The 16,700-nt window shown below is 68.8% G+C and carries 14 protein-coding genes and 1 pseudogene; 9 read left to right on the top strand and 6 right to left on the bottom strand.

Annotated features, from left to right (window positions below):
• The first annotated feature begins 15 nt into the window (after positions 1-15).
• The 4 genes from BZL64_RS06205 (at position 16) to BZL64_RS06190 (ending at position 4,704) form a co-directional block, all read left to right on the top strand.
• Positions 16-588, top strand: coding sequence for a DUF305 domain-containing protein (locus BZL64_RS06205; protein WP_143663009.1), 573 nt, complete (start codon positions 16-18; stop codon positions 586-588).
• An 859-nt stretch (positions 589-1,447) separates the two neighbouring features.
• Positions 1,448-2,743 carry a PQQ-binding-like beta-propeller repeat protein gene (locus BZL64_RS06200; RefSeq protein WP_086766972.1) on the top strand — a complete coding sequence of 432 codons (1,296 nt, stop codon included), beginning with the start codon at positions 1,448-1,450 and terminating at the stop codon, positions 2,741-2,743.
• 120 nt (positions 2,744-2,863) lie between these two features.
• Positions 2,864-4,330 (top strand): WGR domain-containing protein, encoded by a 1,467-nt coding sequence (locus tag BZL64_RS06195; RefSeq protein WP_086766927.1) that lies wholly within the window; start codon positions 2,864-2,866, stop codon positions 4,328-4,330.
• A 77-nt stretch (positions 4,331-4,407) separates the two neighbouring features.
• Positions 4,408-4,704, top strand: a complete 297-nt coding sequence (locus tag BZL64_RS06190) for a hypothetical protein (protein ID WP_244205230.1) — start codon at positions 4,408-4,410, stop codon at positions 4,702-4,704.
• Positions 4,705-4,767: 63 nt separating this feature from the next.
• Here the strand turns inward: BZL64_RS06190 and BZL64_RS06185 are convergent, their stop codons facing one another.
• The 5 genes from BZL64_RS06185 to BZL64_RS06160 all read right to left on the bottom strand — a co-directional run bounded on the left by BZL64_RS06185 (position 4,768) and on the right by BZL64_RS06160 (position 11,945).
• On the bottom strand, positions 4,768-6,897 hold the full coding sequence (locus tag BZL64_RS06185) for a cellulose binding domain-containing protein (RefSeq protein WP_086766925.1): 2,130 nt from the start codon (positions 6,895-6,897) through the stop codon (positions 4,768-4,770).
• Positions 6,898-7,380: 483 nt separating this feature from the next.
• Entirely contained in the window at positions 7,381-8,349 is a 969-nt protein-coding gene (locus tag BZL64_RS06180; RefSeq protein WP_086766922.1) for an AraC-like ligand-binding domain-containing protein, read from the bottom strand.
• A 1,291-nt stretch (positions 8,350-9,640) separates the two neighbouring features.
• Positions 9,641-10,372, bottom strand: coding sequence for a DUF7873 family protein (locus tag BZL64_RS06170; RefSeq protein ID WP_086766921.1), 732 nt, complete (start codon positions 10,370-10,372; stop codon positions 9,641-9,643).
• Positions 10,373-10,623: 251 nt separating this feature from the next.
• Positions 10,624-10,803, bottom strand: a complete 180-nt coding sequence (locus BZL64_RS06165) for a hypothetical protein (RefSeq protein ID WP_107430220.1) — start codon at positions 10,801-10,803, stop codon at positions 10,624-10,626.
• A gap of 200 nt (positions 10,804-11,003) precedes the next feature.
• On the bottom strand, positions 11,004-11,945 hold the full coding sequence (locus BZL64_RS06160; protein ID WP_086766970.1) for a helix-turn-helix domain-containing protein: 942 nt from the start codon (positions 11,943-11,945) through the stop codon (positions 11,004-11,006).
• A 215-nt stretch (positions 11,946-12,160) separates the two neighbouring features.
• Between BZL64_RS06160 and BZL64_RS06155 the strand changes: the two genes are divergently transcribed.
• The 5 genes from BZL64_RS06155 (at position 12,161) to BZL64_RS06135 (ending at position 16,009) form a co-directional block, all read left to right on the top strand.
• Positions 12,161-12,733, top strand: a complete 573-nt coding sequence (locus BZL64_RS06155; protein WP_086766919.1) for an ester cyclase — start codon at positions 12,161-12,163, stop codon at positions 12,731-12,733.
• A 194-nt stretch (positions 12,734-12,927) separates the two neighbouring features.
• Positions 12,928-13,773, top strand: coding sequence for an SDR family oxidoreductase (locus tag BZL64_RS06150; RefSeq protein WP_086766917.1), 846 nt, complete (start codon positions 12,928-12,930; stop codon positions 13,771-13,773).
• 10 nt (positions 13,774-13,783) lie between these two features.
• On the top strand, positions 13,784-14,266 hold the full coding sequence (locus BZL64_RS06145; protein WP_086766915.1) for a nitroreductase family deazaflavin-dependent oxidoreductase: 483 nt from the start codon (positions 13,784-13,786) through the stop codon (positions 14,264-14,266).
• Positions 14,267-14,450: 184 nt separating this feature from the next.
• Positions 14,451-15,431 carry an aldo/keto reductase gene (locus BZL64_RS06140; protein WP_086766913.1) on the top strand — a complete coding sequence of 327 codons (981 nt, stop codon included), beginning with the start codon at positions 14,451-14,453 and terminating at the stop codon, positions 15,429-15,431.
• Positions 15,432-15,466: 35 nt separating this feature from the next.
• Positions 15,467-16,009, top strand: a complete 543-nt coding sequence (locus BZL64_RS06135; protein ID WP_086766912.1) for an NAD(P)H-dependent oxidoreductase — start codon at positions 15,467-15,469, stop codon at positions 16,007-16,009.
• Positions 16,010-16,031: 22 nt separating this feature from the next.
• Here BZL64_RS06135 and BZL64_RS06130 read toward each other — a convergent pair.
• A pseudogene (locus BZL64_RS06130) lies at positions 16,032-16,700 on the bottom strand (transposase); the annotation flags it as partial.

Below are 16,700 nucleotides of genomic sequence, written 5' to 3'. Positions count from 1 at the left end.
CGGTCGGCATGCGCCATGACCATCGCGCTGCTGGCTGTCGGCTGCACCACGCAGCCGACAGCCGGCACAGCGCCGACAGCCGGAGCGTCACAGACGACGGCCTTCAACGCCACCGACACCGCATGGATCCAGTTGATGATCCCCATGAACGAGCGCGCACAGCTCCTGACCGACCTTGCTCCCTCACGCAAGACAGACCCCGCCATGGCGGCCCTGGTGACCGAGACCGGATCGAGACTGCGTGAAGACCTGCGACGCCTGCGCGCCTTGCTGCAACTCTCAGGCGTCCCCGACACCCGCCCTCACGAGGGGCACAACATGCCGGGCATGGTCAGCCTCACCACCATCGAGAAGGCATCCGCCACCACAGGGCCGGCGTTCGACAGGATCCTCACCGCCGCGCTGCATGCCCACTTCACCCACTCCCGGATGCTCTGCGCCAGCGAACGCACCCACGGCCAGGCCGGCCAGGCCAAGGAACTGGCCACCCACATCGCGACGAACACAGCCGAACAGATCTCCTGGCTGGACAGGCTGCGCCCGCCACAGCCTGCGCCAAACGGCACCATCGCGGCAACGCGCCCCTGAGCGCAGCAGGCTGGGCAAGACACCGACGCCAGAGTTGCCCACGTAGTGCACGGTGCGCGGTCCTCGTCGTCAGCCAACGGAGGCCTCGCCCATCGACACGACCCACCTGAGCGGAGACCGGCGAAGTAGCGCGGGGGTCGCGATAGCGCGTGGTGTGTGGGGCTTGGTGTGGTGAGGTGCGCTTGTGGCGGAGCAGGAAGATGATGCCTGCGCCGATGGCAGGGCTGCCGTGACCAGTCCGAGGGGGAGTGGCACGATTGCGCCGGTGGTGGCGAGGTCGTCGCTGGCCCCGCGGTCGGATGGGCCGGCGTCGCGGTGGGCGCCGGTGACTCGCCGCGTCGAACGCCCCGGACTCCCAGAGCGGCCCTGCCCCCAAGGTTTCCTGCCGAACGCCCGCACAGCACGTAGCCGGCGCCAACGGCATCCCGTACCGAGCGATACCGCTCCAGGACGCGCCGGTCGCTGCGCAGCCAGTGTCGGCCACGCGTCAACGACTCCGCCAGGTCATGGACCGTACGCCGTGTCAACTGCTCGACCGATTCGACAGCCCGCAGGTCACCGGCGGTCGCGCGGTGCTGCCTGCCCACGGCCGGGGCAAGGGCCGGGAAGAGCTCCATCGCCGGACCGGGCCGACCGTTCTTGGTCTGGCCGCGGCTGTCCCGCGCGGCGTCCCGATTGGTTCACGAAGTTGTCCCGGTTGGAATGCGGCGCGGCGTGGGGGGTGTGGCGGCGGTTAACGTTCCTGGTCGCGGGGGTGGGTGTCTGTGTGGCATCGGCCCGCGCGCATTTGTGATCCGACGGATCCAGATGAATGCGGAAATCCAGATGAATTCAGATGAACCCACGGGGGTACGGCGACATGGCCATGGGACGAGACAGCGTGCCGGGTGACAGATTCTCTCGGCGGCGCGCACTGCGGCTGGCCGGCGGCGGTCTCACGCTGGCGGCGCTGGCGGTGGGCGCGGCAGGCTGCCGCGAGGACGGCTCCGAGGTCGGCGGCTCAGGGGGCTCCGGCGACGGGGCATCCGGCGGCGACAAGGCGACCACGGGTGGCACCGGAAAGGACGGTGCCGGCAAGGACGGTGCCGGCAAGGACGGTGCCGGCAAGGACGGGCAGGCTCCCGAGCCGCTGTGGACGAAGACGACATCCGCGCTGACGTACGGCGACAACGACGAACTCGTGGCCGCGGGCGGCGTGGTGATCGCCAGCGGGGAACCACTGGCCGCGCTGAACGCGACGTCGGGCAAGGAACAGTGGTCGTTGAAGGACGGCGCGGTCCCCGGAGCACCGATGCTGCTCGGAAAGGGCACGCTGTACCTGGCCAGCGCCGGCTACGACGGCACGGTCGCCGGCTATGACCCGGCCTCGGGCAAGGAGACCTGGCGCAGCCACCTCGGCAAGGAGTACCGGCAGCCGAGGCCGATCGCGGCGGACGACGAGCAGTTGTACGTCGTCGCGGAGATCCTGGAGGCCGACGGCTCGTCCAAGACCAATGTGATCGCCGCGCTGAACAGCACCACGGGCCGTCTGGCGTGGAAGGAACAGCGCGACCGCGGCACCGAGGAGAACGGCATCCACGCCCAGGTCGAGGGCCGCCACCTCGTCTACACCGACTTCAAGAAGAACCTCACGGTGCGCGACACCGCCACCGGCAAGCAGGTGTGGACCCACCGGACCACCAAGACCAACTACGGCTTCTTCGCCGTGTACAAGGACCTGGTGATCGTTCCGCAGGGGCCGAAGCTGCAGGCTTTCAGCCTGGCCGACGGCTCGGCGAAGTGGTCGGTGGAGACGGCCGAGAGCTACGTCGCCTTCAAGGAACCGGCCGTCCTGGACGACGTGCTCTACATCGCCGACAGCGACCGTACGCTGCGGGCCCTCGACCCTCATACCGGCAAGAAGATCTGGCAGTCGGATTCGCTCGCCGACGCCAAGCTCACGGTGCCGCGGCAGTACGTGAAGGCGGGCGGTCTCCTGTACGCGGCCACGGACCTCGACGAGCAGGGTGGCGTGATCGCCATCGACCCGAAGACCGGCGCCGTGCGCTGGACGTTCAACGACAAGTCCGGTGACTATCACGCCTGGTTGGTGGCCACGGACGGCAAGCACGTGTTCGCCCTGCACGGCACGAAGCTGCACGCGCTGCCCGTCTGACACTCACCGGTGGCGCGGGCGGCACGCCGGCTGGGGGCGTTGTCAGTGGTGACCATTAGTTTGGAATCGATGGAGGTCGGCCGTTCCGGTCGGCCCGGGTCTTTCGGGGAGGGGTGCGCTGTGTCCGCTGCGCAGGCACGACAGTCGGGGAACACGACGTATCTGGAGCTGTCTCAGGAGAACGGCAGCGCCCACAAGTTCTACGAGGTGACCGTCGAGGGGACCAGCGTCTCCGTGCGGTACGGACGGATCGGTGTGGACGGGCAGCGTCAGACCTCCTCCTTCCCGACGGTCGAGAAGGCGCAGGCCGCGGCGGCGAAGAAGATCACCGAGAAGGTGCGCAAGGGGTACGCGCCGGCCATTCGGGGGCAGCGAGCGGCCCGGTCCGTGACGCGCCGCCAGGTGACGTCCGCCCCGTCCACGGCGCGGGCGACCGCCCCGGTGCTGTGGCGGTTCCGTACGGGCGCCTCGGCGTTCGGCATCCATGTGGACGAGGACCGCTGCTGGGTCGGCAACCAGCACGGCGACGTCTACAACCTGAGCCACGACGGTGAGGTGCTGGCCCACTACTCCCTGCCCGACGGTGTGAAGTGCCTGGTGGCGGACGACTTCTGGATCTACGCGGGCTGTGACGACGGCCGGGTGTACGACCTCTCGGCGAAGGTGCCGTTCGCCGCCTACGACATCGCCTCCGAGGTGGACATCTTCTGGCTGGACATCCACGCGGGCGTCCTGAACGTCTCCGACCGCAGTGGCGGTCTGACGGTCATCGACCACGAGGACGAGCTCCAGTGGTCGCGCAACTCGTCGGGGGAGCACGGATGGATGGTGCGGGCCGACGGCCGCGCCGTCTACCACGGGCATGGCGACGGTGTGACGGCCTACGCGGCGGACGGCGCCCGTCAGCTCTGGCACACCCGGACCAGCGGCGACGTGCTCTTCGGATGGCAGGAGGAGGACGCGGTCTACGCCGGGACGGCGCGGCAGGTCGTCCAGCGGCTCGCCAAGTCCACCGGGGTCGTCGAGGCTTCCTACCGGTGCGACGCCGCGGTGTACTCGTGCGCCACGTCCCCCGGCGGGCGGTACGTCTTCGCGGGTGACTCCGCCTCCTCCGTCTACTGCTTCACCGCCGACGGCACCCGGCTGTGGAAGCTGGGTACGGGGGGCGGCTCGGCGCTCTCCATGCAGTACCTCGACGACAGGCTGTACCTCGTCTCCACCGACGGTTCACTCGCCTGCGTCGACGCGAGCGAGGCCGCGATCAAGGCCGCTCAGTCGGGCACCGTTCCGGTTGCCGCGGACATCAAGTTGGCGGCGGCCCTGCCGACGTACGCGCCGTTGACCACGGCCGCCTCCGTCGCTACGGTCAGCGCTGTTCCCTCGGCGGGCGGCGGAGTCGTCGTGGAGTGCTTCGAGCAAGGAGGCCGCGTGCGGGTGCGGGTGGTCTCCGAGGGCTACGAGCCGAGTTGGAACGTCCAGTTCCCGCGGGCGATACGCCAGCCGGGCGAACGCTACGTGGTGGACGCGTTGCACTCCTCGGAGGGGGGCTTCTACCGGGTTCGCGGGGAGATCAGGCGTCTGGTCTGACGAGTGGCGCGGCGGCGGTCTACGGCCTGAACTCCGACGGTAGGTTCGCCACCGTCGCGACCGGCAAGGTCTCCGTGATGGACGTGACGTTCGACGCCGGAACGCAGCGGATCATCGCGACCTGCGACAACACGTGCGGCGTGACGCACACCCTCATGAAGATCAACACCAGCGGTGCCATCGTCCCCGACGTCACCTGCACCGACCCGGCCGTCATGCCGACCGACAACCTGGAGGGCTTCGCGCTCGCCCCGGCCTCGACCTGCGTCAACGGCTTCCGCGAAGCGCTGTGGAGCGACGACGGCAACTACGGCTTCGGCTCCGGAAGCTCCTCCTACGGCCACACCTTGTACAGCGGCACGTTCACCTGCTGATCCGCCGTCCGCCCGGGAGGAGCAGGCCGTCCTGCTGTCACTCCCGGGCGGACGGACAGGGGCTCAACCCCCGGCGCAGACGGTGCCGTTGAGACGGAAGACCGTCGGGTCGGGGTTGGGGCCGTCGTTGGCGCCGACGAAGCCGAACGAGGCCGTCGACGCGCCGTCCGGGGCCAGCGGCCCGGCGTTCTCGGGCGCGGTCACCCGTACATGGCGGCCGCTCTGGTGGAACGTGGCGTTCCAACCGGAGGACACCGACTGGCCGGCGGTGGGCCAGTCCCAGTCCACGGTCCACCCGGTGATCGGGGTGTCCGAGAGGTTCCGGACGCTCACCGTGGCCACGAAACCGTTGCCCCAGCTCGTGTCGCGGTGGTAGTCCACCGTGCAGGCTGCGTCCGCCGGCGTGCCGGTGGTGAACGTCAGCGGATCGGACGGGGCGGCGAGCCGTCCCGCGGCGTCGGACGCGAGCACGTTGACCGTGTGGGTGCTGCCCGGCGGCAGGTTCCTCAGGGTCACGGACGTGCCGGTGGTCTCGCCCACGAGGTAGGTGTGCGCGCCGTCGCGCTCCTGGACCAGGTAGCGGGCGGCACCGGTCGTGCCCGCCCAGGACAGGCGCGCGGTGGTGTCGGTCACCGCCTCCAGCCTCGGGGTGCCCGGGGTCCCGGCGGCCGAGGCACCGGACCCGGTACCGGACTTCGGGGTCAGGGTGACCGTGAGCATCCCGTACGGCGGCACGGTCACACGGGAGGCGGACGCCCCGCTGTCGGTCACGTCGGTGATGTCGCTGTCACCACGGGCGTAACGGCTGACCTCGGGTGCGGCGGCGGACGGGGAGAAGCCCGCGTAGGCGAGGTCCACGGTCCGTGCGGCGTCCGGGTTCTTGTTGATGAGCAGGACGCTCAGCCGCCCGTCGCGACGGTGTACGGCGTGTGCGGAGAGGTCCTGCGCGGAGGACGCGGCGGCGACCATGGTGTCCCCGGCGGTGCCCAGTTCGCCGGTCATCTTCATGCCGTAGTAGGGGTGGAACGGCGTGTTCGGCGCCGGCTGGCAGACGTCGCCGGTGCAGGCACCGCTGGCCAGCATGCCCATGTCGCCGTAGTCGGTCTCACCGTCGACGGTGGTGATCGCGCCGGGGCCGTTGTGCGTGTTCCACCAGTCGACGTTGAACACGCCGTTCTCCAGGGCCGTCATGAAGGCGTCGGCGGCGAACAGGCCGTTGGGGCGGGCGGTGAGCTGGGCGCCGCCGGTGTTGGTGTTGACCTCGGTGAGGGCGATGCCGATGCGCGGGGAGTCGGCGCCGGCGTACCGGTCGATCTGGGCACGCACCTCGCGCAGTTCGCCGGGCAGCCGGGTCAGGCGGCTCATGGCCGTGTCGGCGCTGGTGTCGGAGCCGCCCGCGTACCAGTGGACGGTCACGAAGTCGATGACGTCGGTGACCTGGGACAGCACCGTGTGGTTCCAGTCGCCCGGATCGCCCTCGCCGGTGATGCCGTCCGGCCAGTTGCCCGGCGCCGTGAGGACCGCGCCGATCTTGACGGTCGGGTCGACGGCCTTCATCGCGGCGGCGTAGGCGCGGACCTGGCGGGCGTACTCCCGCGGGCTCTTGTCGGCGTGATCGTCGTGCTCCCAGCCGCTGCCGTAGTGGCCGTTGCCGTAGATCTCGTTGCCGATCTCCCAGTACTTGGCGCCGTAGTCCTTGGTGACGTTCGCGTACCGGACCCAGCCGGCCGCCTCCTCGGGCGTGCCCGAGCCGTAGTTGGCGATCAGGATCGGCTGCGCCCCGGTGGCGCGGACGGTGCCCATGAAGGCGTCGAAGCCGGTGCCGGGGGCGACGTATCCGCCGGGCGCGGTGTGCGTCTCCCAGTGGTAGATGTCGGCGTACGAGCCGCCCGGATAGCGCATCGCCCCGACGTCGGCCGTCTTCATGAGGGCGGCGACCTCGGGGTCGTTCATGTGCGAGTCCCAGACGGCGGCGTTGACACCACGGGCGGTGTCGGACAACCGGCCGAGCGCCGCCTGCGTGTTGACGTGTACGTCGACGTCCGCGGCGGGCACCTCCTGCGCGGACGCGCCACCGGCGGCGACGAGTGGGGGCAGCAGGGCGAGCGTGGCGGCCAGGGCGGCCGTGGTGCGGGCGAGTCGACGGGGGCGGCCGGTGGGGGCCGGTCTACCGGGTCTGTGGAGCAAGGCCATGGGGGTCCTCCCTCGGGTGTCCGGCGGCACGGGCGGACCGGGCGGCGCCGGGCCGTACGACCGGACGGACGGGCGTGCGGGTGACCGGACGGACGGGCGTGCGGGTGTCGGCGCGGTGCCGGATCTCAGGCCGCCAGGATGGGCGGCCTGTGGGAGCGCTCCCATGATGGGAGGGAGGTGATGCCCTGTCAACCGCACGGGGTGGCGGAGTGTCCCGCCCGGCGCTGGTGACCCCTTCCGTGTCCAACGGGGGCCGGATGGTCGCGGGAGGCGCGGACTTCCCCTGCGGTGATCAAGGGCTCGACAGCTCGTGATCACCTGGGAGTCGTACCTGCATCGGTTCTGTCCCTGTCGATGAACTTCTCGCCCACTTAGGTCACCTGCCCCCGCACCAGGCCGGACAGGATCTCTGAACGACGCTGCGCCGAGCCCCGGCCCGAGCGTCCAAGGTCGGCCGCGTGAAACGTGGCCGCGCGGGGACCATCACGCGGAGGAGCGGGGGTGGTTCGCCTCGCGCCAGGCCCGAGGCGAGATCCCGTATGCCTGCTTGAACATTTTGCTGAAGTGGGTCGCGTCCACGAAGCCCCACCTTCGTCCTATCGCTGCGATGGTCCGCAGCCGGCCGTTCGGGCCGGCCAGCTCTCGCCTGCATTCGGCCAGGCGATGTGTACGGATCCAGTCGCCGAGACTGATGCCCGAGCGGGACAGCACCACGTAGAGGTGCCGTACGGAGATGTCGTTCGCGGCGGCGATCCGTGCCGCCGTCAGATCGGGATCAGCCAGGTGTGCCCGGATGTAATGAGTGATCCGCAGGCTGAGTGTCGCCTCCAACGGTGCTCTGGCCAGGCCGGAGTTGCCGTGCTGGGACGTGAGGGCGGCGCGGAGCAGTTCGATGCTGGGTTCCACGATGGCGTCGGGGTACACACCCTGGTGCAACTCGTCGGTGACGGCCAGTTGAGAGAAGTACGTGAAGGCGAGGCGCGCAACGGGGTTGTCGGATCCCAGCGGGACCGCGGTGATGTCGCGGAGTAACCGGTCGGGGAGCGCGAGTGCCGCGCGGGGGAAACGGATGAAGCGGTAGTCGACTCCCTCGTCGAAGAGGTGCGTGTAGGGAGCGATCGATTCGTAGACGGCGAATTGCCCCGGCCGCAGCAGGCATTCGCGACCGTTCTGCACCATCACGCTGCTGCCCGTCGTCTGAACTCCGAGGGTGACGGCCGGCTCCTCGTCCTCCCGGGCGAGCCGCTCCGTGCGACGGAGGGTGACCGCAGTCGCCTGCGCCGAACAGATCCTGATGGGCCCCGCGCTGCCGAGTCCGATGCGAACGGATATGTCCTCAGCCGCGGGACGGTGGTCGATATCGACCGCCACCATCGATTTCCACACCGCGTTGCGGACCACTTCCTCTCGATCGCGCGGCGGTATGAACGCGGTGTCCAGGACCGGGCTCATGATGCAGACCTTCGTCTGCGTCGGTCGCAGAGCCGGCCTGGCAGTAGCTCGGCCCGTTCCCCCACAAGTCCCCCTCGACATGGATGGTTCCCGACATCAGTCTGGCGGGGTTTCCGCTCACTGCGCAACGGCTTCCACGGGCGCACACAGGGACCTCACCGGATGCGGCGCCACCTGGAGGCGGTGCACTGCAGACCAAGCTCCCTGCACGGATGACAAAGTCCGATGCCCACGATGACTCTGAAGTCCATGGGCGAGGCCAGGGAAAAGGGGCGCTGCGCACCCGCATCACGGGCTTTGTCGAGTTCATCATCTGCCTGCACCACCTATCTCGGACCAAGGATGGAAGAGGCTCACCGTGATCACGGGGCGCAAGAAAGAGGAAATACTTCCGACGTGTTCGGTCTGTCGTTGCCGCCTTTTATTCATGCAATTCCACGCCGGCTGCCCCATCGAGGCAAGGCTCGATGGGGCACATGGTGCGGCGCAAGAAGGCGTGAGGATCAGTCGGGTGTGCAGGCGAGGGCGATGACCTTCTCTCTGATGGCGTCCGCCCGCCGCGTCCGAGTACCCGTGGCCACCGGCGCGAGCTGCCCCGGCGGTGTAGGTGCCCACCTCTCCGGCCGTCTGAGGACGAACTTCACACGCGCGGCGAAGGCGGGCCATCTGCACGGTTGAGGGACTGGCCTTTCCCGCCAACGAAGTGGCAGCAGGGCGGCTGTCGGACGGCGCAACCAGAACGCCCGCCACCCCGACGTTCTGGCCGCCCAACGACGCGAACGTGCCCGAATCCGCAGCGGAGGTAGCCTCCGCTGGGGGTGGCAGACCCCTACCCGCGGGGGCCTGACCACTGAACCCGGTGAACCTTCCCGGTAACAGCACGAGCCGCGGGCCGGAACGTGACGGAGCCCGGGAGCATGTCCAGCTCCCGGGCTCCAGCTTGCCACCCATTTGCGCACACCGGCGGCGTTTAAGAGCCGCGGGTCATATTGAGATCGACGTGTTCTGCCTTTGAACTACAGCGCCACGAAAGAGGCGCCGAGGGGACTTGAACCCCCATCCGTCGATGTTCGCCCACGCTCGGTCGATCCGGTGTTCGGCGGCGAATACGGAGACTGGAGCGAGAATCTGAGTTTCACGGGGCCGCCTCTGCCAGGCTTGGGCCACCCCCGCACGTGGTGCGGGGAGAGGGATTCGAACCCCCAACTGACACCCCTTCATCAGCTTCAACATCAGTTTCAGCTTGCGCTCATCGCGCACCCTCCGCTCGCGACGGAGGGCGTGTGTGGGGCTACCGGAAGAGGTAGCCGAATACCGCGTCGCCGACCCGCTGGTCGGTGACCTCTGTGTTGTTCGCCTCCTCGCGAGCGAACTTGACGGACTGCTGGAGCTTTTCGACGCGGTCGAGGAGCTCGTTGACCCGCCGGGCCGGCAGCGCGCCGGAGAACTTCACCGTGGTCCAGTAGCCGACCGGGACGTCCTCGTAGTACACCTCGACCTGCGCCGGGTGCTTCTCCGTGGCCTCAGCCTTCACGTGGTTGCGCGGAACCTTCTTCGTGCGGATGGTCCGCACCGGGTCCGTCTTCCACGAGTCCGTCGAGGGGTCCAGGTTCCACGACTCCGAGGCGTCGAGCACTGGCAGCTTGCGCACGAACGTGTGCAGGTCGGTGAGTTGCTTCTCCAGGAACAACAGGTACGGGACGGGCACCTGGGGCAGCAGCACCGCACCGTCGACCACCACGTCCGCGACCGCGGACCGGTTCGCCCAGTCCTTCGTCGCGGTCACGTCGAAGAGCCGCGTCAGCGTCCCGGCGGTCGCCCGCAGAGCGTCCTCGGCCTTGATCTGCACCCGCGTGGACTCGGGCGGCAACTGCTCGCCCTCCTCGTCCTTGGGCTGATAAGTCCGGGAGATGCCGGCCAGCAGAGCGGGCTTCTGCACGTCCTGGTGAGCCTGGGTGAGCTCCTGAAGAGCCTTGGACTTGACGCCCTTTTCGACTGCGATGATCTGATTCAACTTCGGCACACAGTGAACCTAGCAACCCCGCGCCGCACGCACATCCGATTAAACGTCTACTCCGTCACTTCCGGCCGAGAGGGCGGGGCGGCGAGTGTGAGCCCGGGTGGGGGTCCGAAGGTCACCAACCATAAGGAGGCCGCCCGGCAGGCGGCCCGTGCGGTGCCTCGAAAGGCGGAGGGCCACGTCTCCTACCGGGCCTACCTCGGTGGTCTGACAACGCGTCGAGGCGCCGTGCCAGCCGTCGCGACACCGGAAACTCAGTCCGGGTTGAGCCAGACACGCAGGGGCCGCCGTCGGGACGAGAGGCCCCTGTCGTCCTCGTGGGCGTCGCTGCGGGGAACTCTGAGTGTGGTGTAGCCGTCGGGACGCCTCTCCGGCTTGGCCGCGTAAGGGTTGAGTGGCCCGTCCACGTCGAGGAACAGCAGCGGTCGGTTCACTCGGAAAGACGTCGTCGCCGAACAGGCGGATCGCCGGCCGACGGACGCACCGGTGATGCCCTCCAAGTCGTCGGTGGCGCGCTCCTCAGTCTCAACCAAGGGCAGCCTGCCGGTTTGCCGCTAACTCAGGGCCTGCCGCGTCCGCGCAAGAAGCAGTCGCCCCGATCACTACGGACCCTGCAGTTCTACTGATCGCTCGATCAGTCGGCCGGCTCGGAATCGTCGGCCGGCGTGGACCGTTCGATCTCGTCGCTGGTCGCGGCCCAGCTGTCCAGCAGGTTGAGGGCGTCCTGCGAGGGTGATGAGGGCTCGGCGGTGTAGGTGAGAAGGAACTGGCTGGGGGCACCGCCCACCGGAAAGGTCTCGAACGGTAGGTCGAGGTCGCCGACGACCGGGTGGTGCAGAAGCTTCACGCCGGTGGTGTGCATCCGGACGTTGTGGGCGGCCCAGCGGTGGCGGAATTCCTCGCTGCGGGTGGACAGTTCGCCGATCAGGTCCGTCAGCCGCCGGTCGTAGAGATCGCGGCCGGCCTCGGCGCGCAGCATGGCGACGGCGTCGCCTGCGACCTGGTCCCAGTCGCGGAAGAACTCGGTCGCGTGCGCGTTGAGGAAGATGAACCGGGCGTTGTTGGGAGGCCGCGCCGGGTCGGCGTAGACCGGGGTGAACAGGGCGCGTCCGAGGTGGTTGGCGGCCAGGATGTCCCCGCGTCCGTTGAGGATGAAGGCGGGTGTGCCGGTCATGGAGTCGAGGACGCGCTGTACCGCGGGCCGGATGCGCTGCTGGGCAGGCCGACGGCGGGGCGGGCGGGTGGTGCCGGCGCCGTGCAGGAGGTCGTTCAGGTGGATTCGTTCGGCTTCGTCGAGCTGCAGAGCTTGCGCGATGCCGTCGATGACGCTCTCGGAGACGCCGGTGGCGTTGCCGCGCTCCAGCCGGGTGTAGTACTCGCTGGAGATGCCCGCGAGGAGGGCGACCTCCTCGCGGCGCAGCCCGGTGACCCGTCGGCGCTCTCCGCCGTACAGGGGCAGTCCTGCCTGCTCGGGGGTGACCCTGGCCCGTCGGGTGCCGAGGAATTCCCGGATCTGCGCGCGGAAATCATCACGAATGTCCCGATCAGGGCCAAAAGGGGCGTTTATTCCTGGCATGTGCTCCACTCTACGAGCGCTTCCTCACGCGTGGGGGTCCCTGTCAGTGACCCCCTCATCAGGGACTCCCACACTCCCGTGACAAGCGGTTTTGTTGGTGGTGCGCCGTCCCACGACGGCGTGAACGGCCCGGATACGGCGGTGCTTGTGCCGCCTGTGTCCAGACCCTTCGCGGCGCCGCCGGCGCCGTGATCACCGGAGTCATAAGGACGATCATGCGTCGATACACGAGGCCGGCCCTCGTAGTCACCACGCTGGGAGCGCTGAGCCTCGCGGCCTTCGGAACAGGAGCCGCGGCCGATACGGCCGACGGCAACACCGGTTCCGGGTCGCCGTCTCGCGCCACGGCGGAATCCGTCTCCTGGAACCACGGCACCGCTCAGGTGAACAAGCGCGTCATGGAGCGCTACACCAGTGAGTATCTGCCCGGTCGCAACCCCGCCCTGGCGAGCGAGTTCGTCAGCCCGGACATCGTCGTGCACTCCGGTGGCCAGACGTGGCAGGGCCGGGACACCTATCTCGGCATCGTCGCGGCCAACCTGCGGGCGTTCCCCGACCTGAAGTGGACGGTGCAGGACATGCGGGCCGAGGGTGACACCGTGGCCGTCCGCTACACCATGACGGGCACCCACGAGGGGCCCTTCGCCGGAGTCGAGGCCACGGGCAGGGCGATCCGCTCGGAGAGCATGGCGTTCTACCGCCTCTCCCACGGCAAGATCGTCGAGGAGCGTGCCCAGCTCGACATGCTCGGCATCCTTCGGCAGATGGGCGCCGTCCCCGCCGCATAGCAGCGCAGCGCGGTACGCGGCCCCGCCACGCCTCCATGGCCGAGCTGCGGATCATGCCCACCGAACAAGGCTGACGCAGTCCGGCCCGTCCGGCCAGCTCGGCCGTTCCTCACCCGGTCGGCCGACGGGAAGGCACGACGTATCACCATCGCACACACCAGATGCCGGATACGGCGCCTGAAAGGAAATCTCTTATGAGCAAGGTCATTCTCGTCACCGGTGCCGGACGCGGGCTGGGCACGGACATCGCCCGCGAGGCCTTGGCCGCCGGTCACCAGGTCGTCGCCACCGGCCGCCGCCCCGAGGAGGTCGAGAAGAGTCTGGGCGGGCCGCAGGTCAACCTGCTGGTCACCAAGCTGGACGTCACGAGCCCGGATGATGCCGAGGGCGCTGCGCTGGCCGCCGTCGACCGCTTCGGCCGCATCGACGTCCTGATCAACAACGCCGGGAACCTGTTCACCGGCTACTTCGAGGAGATCTCGCCCGCGCAGATGCGCCGGCAGTTCGAGACCAACCTCTTCGGCCCGATGAACGTCACCCGCGCCGTCCTGCCGATCATGCGCAGGCAGCGCGCCGGGCACGTCATCACCATCACCTCGACCGCAGGCCTGGTCGGCATGGAGTTCACCTCCGCCTACGCCGCCTCCAAGTTCGCGGAAGAGGGCTGGATGGAGTCCCTGCGCTACGACGTCGAGCCGTACGGCATCCACACCACCATCGTGGAGCCCGGCTACTTCCGCACCGAACTCCTCGTGGACGGCTCCACCAACTGGCCCGAGCTGTCGATCGACGACTACGCCCCGCGCACCGCCCCGCGGATCGAGGGCATGAAGGGCATGAACGGCAAGCAGCCCGGCGACCCCGCCAAGCTCGCCCGCGCCCTGCTCACCATCGCCGACCAGGACAAGCCGTTGCAGCGTTTTGTCGCCGGCACGGATGCAATCGAGGCCGCCGAGGCCAAGGCGAAGGAACTGCTCGCCCAGGCCGAAGCCTCTCGAGAACTGGGCGACAGCCTCGCCCACGACGACACCACCGTCTGAGAGGGACACCATGCCTCTGAAAGGCGAGTACGAGCCGAGCACGGCGCGGTTCGTGGGTGACCAGGTCGAGCTGTACGAAAGCTCCGGCGGTACGCAAGGAACGACGCTGGGTGTCCTGGTGACACGGGAAGAAGACGAGGAACTGGAGGACGTCCCCGTCGTCATCCTGACCACGCTGGGCGCGAAGAGCGGCAAGATCCGCAAGTCCCCGCTCATCCGGGTGGAGCACGACGGCAACTACGCCGTGGTCGCCTCCGCCGGAGGAGCCCCCAAGGACCCGGTCTGGTACCACAACGCGGTGGCAGACCCCCGCGTCGAGCTCCAGGACGGCCCGGCTCGCCAGGACATGCTGGCACGCGAGGTGGCCGGGGACGAGAAGGCCGTGTGGTGGGCCCGAGCCGTCAAGGTGTTCCCGCCCTATGCCGAATACCAGAGGAACACGGACCGAGAGATCCCGGTCTTCGTTCTGGAGCCGGCGGTCAAGGAGCACTGACCCGGCCCAGCCGACTCAGCCCACGGATCCTCACCGCCTGTCACCGGCACACCGGTCGGGCATACGTCAACCCTGCGCCCTGAGCAACACACAACCCACAGTCCCATGCGTGCCGACCGGTGGCGCACCGCATTCATCGCGACCGCCCACCGGGCCTGACGGCCGCCACGACAAGGAGTACCTGATGAAGCACGTATCCCTGGGCGGGCTCGATGTCTCGCGTATCGGCCTGGGAGCCATGACCATGGCCGGCGTCTACACCACGGGCGGAGGGCTCGATGACTCCGAGTCGATCCGCACCATCCACCGGGCCCTGGACCTCGGGGTCACCCACATCGACACCGCCGAGATCTACGGCCCCTTCCACAGCGAGGAACTCGTCGGCAAGGCCATCAAGGGCCGCCGGGACGACGTCGTCGTGGCGACGAAGTTCGGTCTCGTCTCCCACGCCGGTGACGGCCCCGGCGTGATCGACAGCAGCGCCGGCAACGTGAGGGCCGCGGTCGAAGGTTCACTCCTGCGGCTCGGTACCGACCGCATCGACCTCTACTACCAGCACCGCGTCGACCCCAACACACCCATCGAAGAAACGGTCGGTGCGCTGGCCGAGCTGGTCGCCGAGGGCAAGGTGCGCCACATCGGCCTCTCGGAGGCCGGCCCCGACACGATCCGCCGGGCACACGCTGTGCATCCGGTGGCCGCGCTGCAGACCGAATACTCGCTGTGGACCCGCGATGTCGAGGCCGAGATCCTCCCGCTGCTTCGCCGGCTCGGCATCGGGTTCGTTCCCTACTCTCCGCTCGGCCACGGCCTGCTGACCGGCAAGATCCGCACCGTTGACGACTTCGCCGACGACGACTGGCGCAAGACCAACCCGCGGTTCACCGGCGAGAACTTCCAGCGCAACCTGCGCATCGTCGACGAAGTGCGGGCCATCGGCGCCGAGATCGGCGCCACCCCGGCGCAGACCGCGCTGGCGTGGCTGCTGACCCGCGGCGACGACATCGCCCCCATCCCCGGAACTCGCCGGGTCTCGCGCGTCGAGGAGAACACCGCCGCCGACAGCATCGAACTCACCCCCACGCAGCTCGACCGCCTCAACAACCTCACACCCGCCGCGGGCGAACGTCACGACGAGGCCAACATGGCCAGCGTCGACCGCTGATCACTGATCCCTTATCACTGAAAAGGTTTCTCATCATGCCCAAGGTTCTTCTTGTCGTAGGCCACCCCGACCTGTCCCGGTCGAAGGCCAACGCGGCGCTCGTGGACGCCGTCCGCGATCTGGCCCACGTCACCGTGCACGACCTCTATACCACCTACCCCGACTTCCGGATCGACGTCGCCGCAGAGCAGGCGCTGCTGGCCGACCACGATGTGATCGTCTTCCAGCACCCGGTGTTCTGGTACAACACCACCCCGCTGTTCAAGCAGTGGCAGGACAAGGTTTTCACCCTCGGCTGGGCCTTCACCATGGACGGCTCTCCCTCGCAACTGGCCGGCAAGAAGGCCGTCGTCGCCGTCACCACCGGCGTCCCCGGGGAGCACTACACCCCCGAAGGCGCGAACAAGGCCACGATCGAGACCCTCCTCAGCAACTGGCACGCGACCCTGCGGCTGTGCCAGTTCGACGTGCAGCAGCCGATGGTCAAGGTGTACGGCACTGCCTTCGGCCTCTCCGACGAGGACCTGGCCACAGCCGCCAAGCAGTACAACGAACTGCTTGCCTCCTACGCCGCCTGACGCGCTCACCACCGCGTCACCTTGCCCTCAAGGGGACGACGACTCGTTCAACCGGTGCCCGTGCCGCGGCGAGGGCCCGGTTGACGGTCTTCTCGGTGGGGGTGAGTTCCTGCAGGGGCCTGGGTTTGATGCCCGTGGTCAGCCAGGGGCCACGGCCTTGGTAGGCGAGATCCGCCATGAGGGGAACGCCCTGGCGCTCACAGATCCGGATGATCCGGTGGGTGCGGGCGGCGGTCAGGTCATGGGTACGGCCCGGCAGGGCGGGCGAGAGCCACAGCAGTCGGCCGCCAGGGTCCGTGACCACCTGCACGTTCACACCTTGGCGCCCGTGTTTGGGGGAGTGGTCGGCCCGGCCGTCGCCGACCCGGTCGCAGTCGGCGAGGGTGCCGTTGAGCACGACGAAGTCGGGTTCGTGCTCGCACAGCGTCTTCAACAGGCCCGGTGCACGTTCGGCGAGCAGGTCGACGACCGCGCTGGTGCAGGCGTGGGCAGTGGACTCGCTGATCCCGAATCCAGCGGCGATCCTCGCGAGAGTGGCGTGTTCGCGCAGATACACCAGTGCCACCATCGCGCGCTGGGACGGGCGGAGCTTGCGGCGTCGGTCGCCCTCACGAGTGATGATCGGCGTCGGCATGGTGACGCACCCCACGAGGGCATGCGGAAGGTCGAGTGCGGCACGATGGACGACCAA

This window comes from Streptomyces bobili, assembly GCF_002154575.1.
GTDB lineage: Bacteria > Actinomycetota > Actinomycetes > Streptomycetales > Streptomycetaceae > Streptomyces > Streptomyces bobili.
The sequence above is the reverse complement of the archived record's forward strand: the minus strand, read 5'-3'. Positions and strand labels throughout refer to the sequence as shown.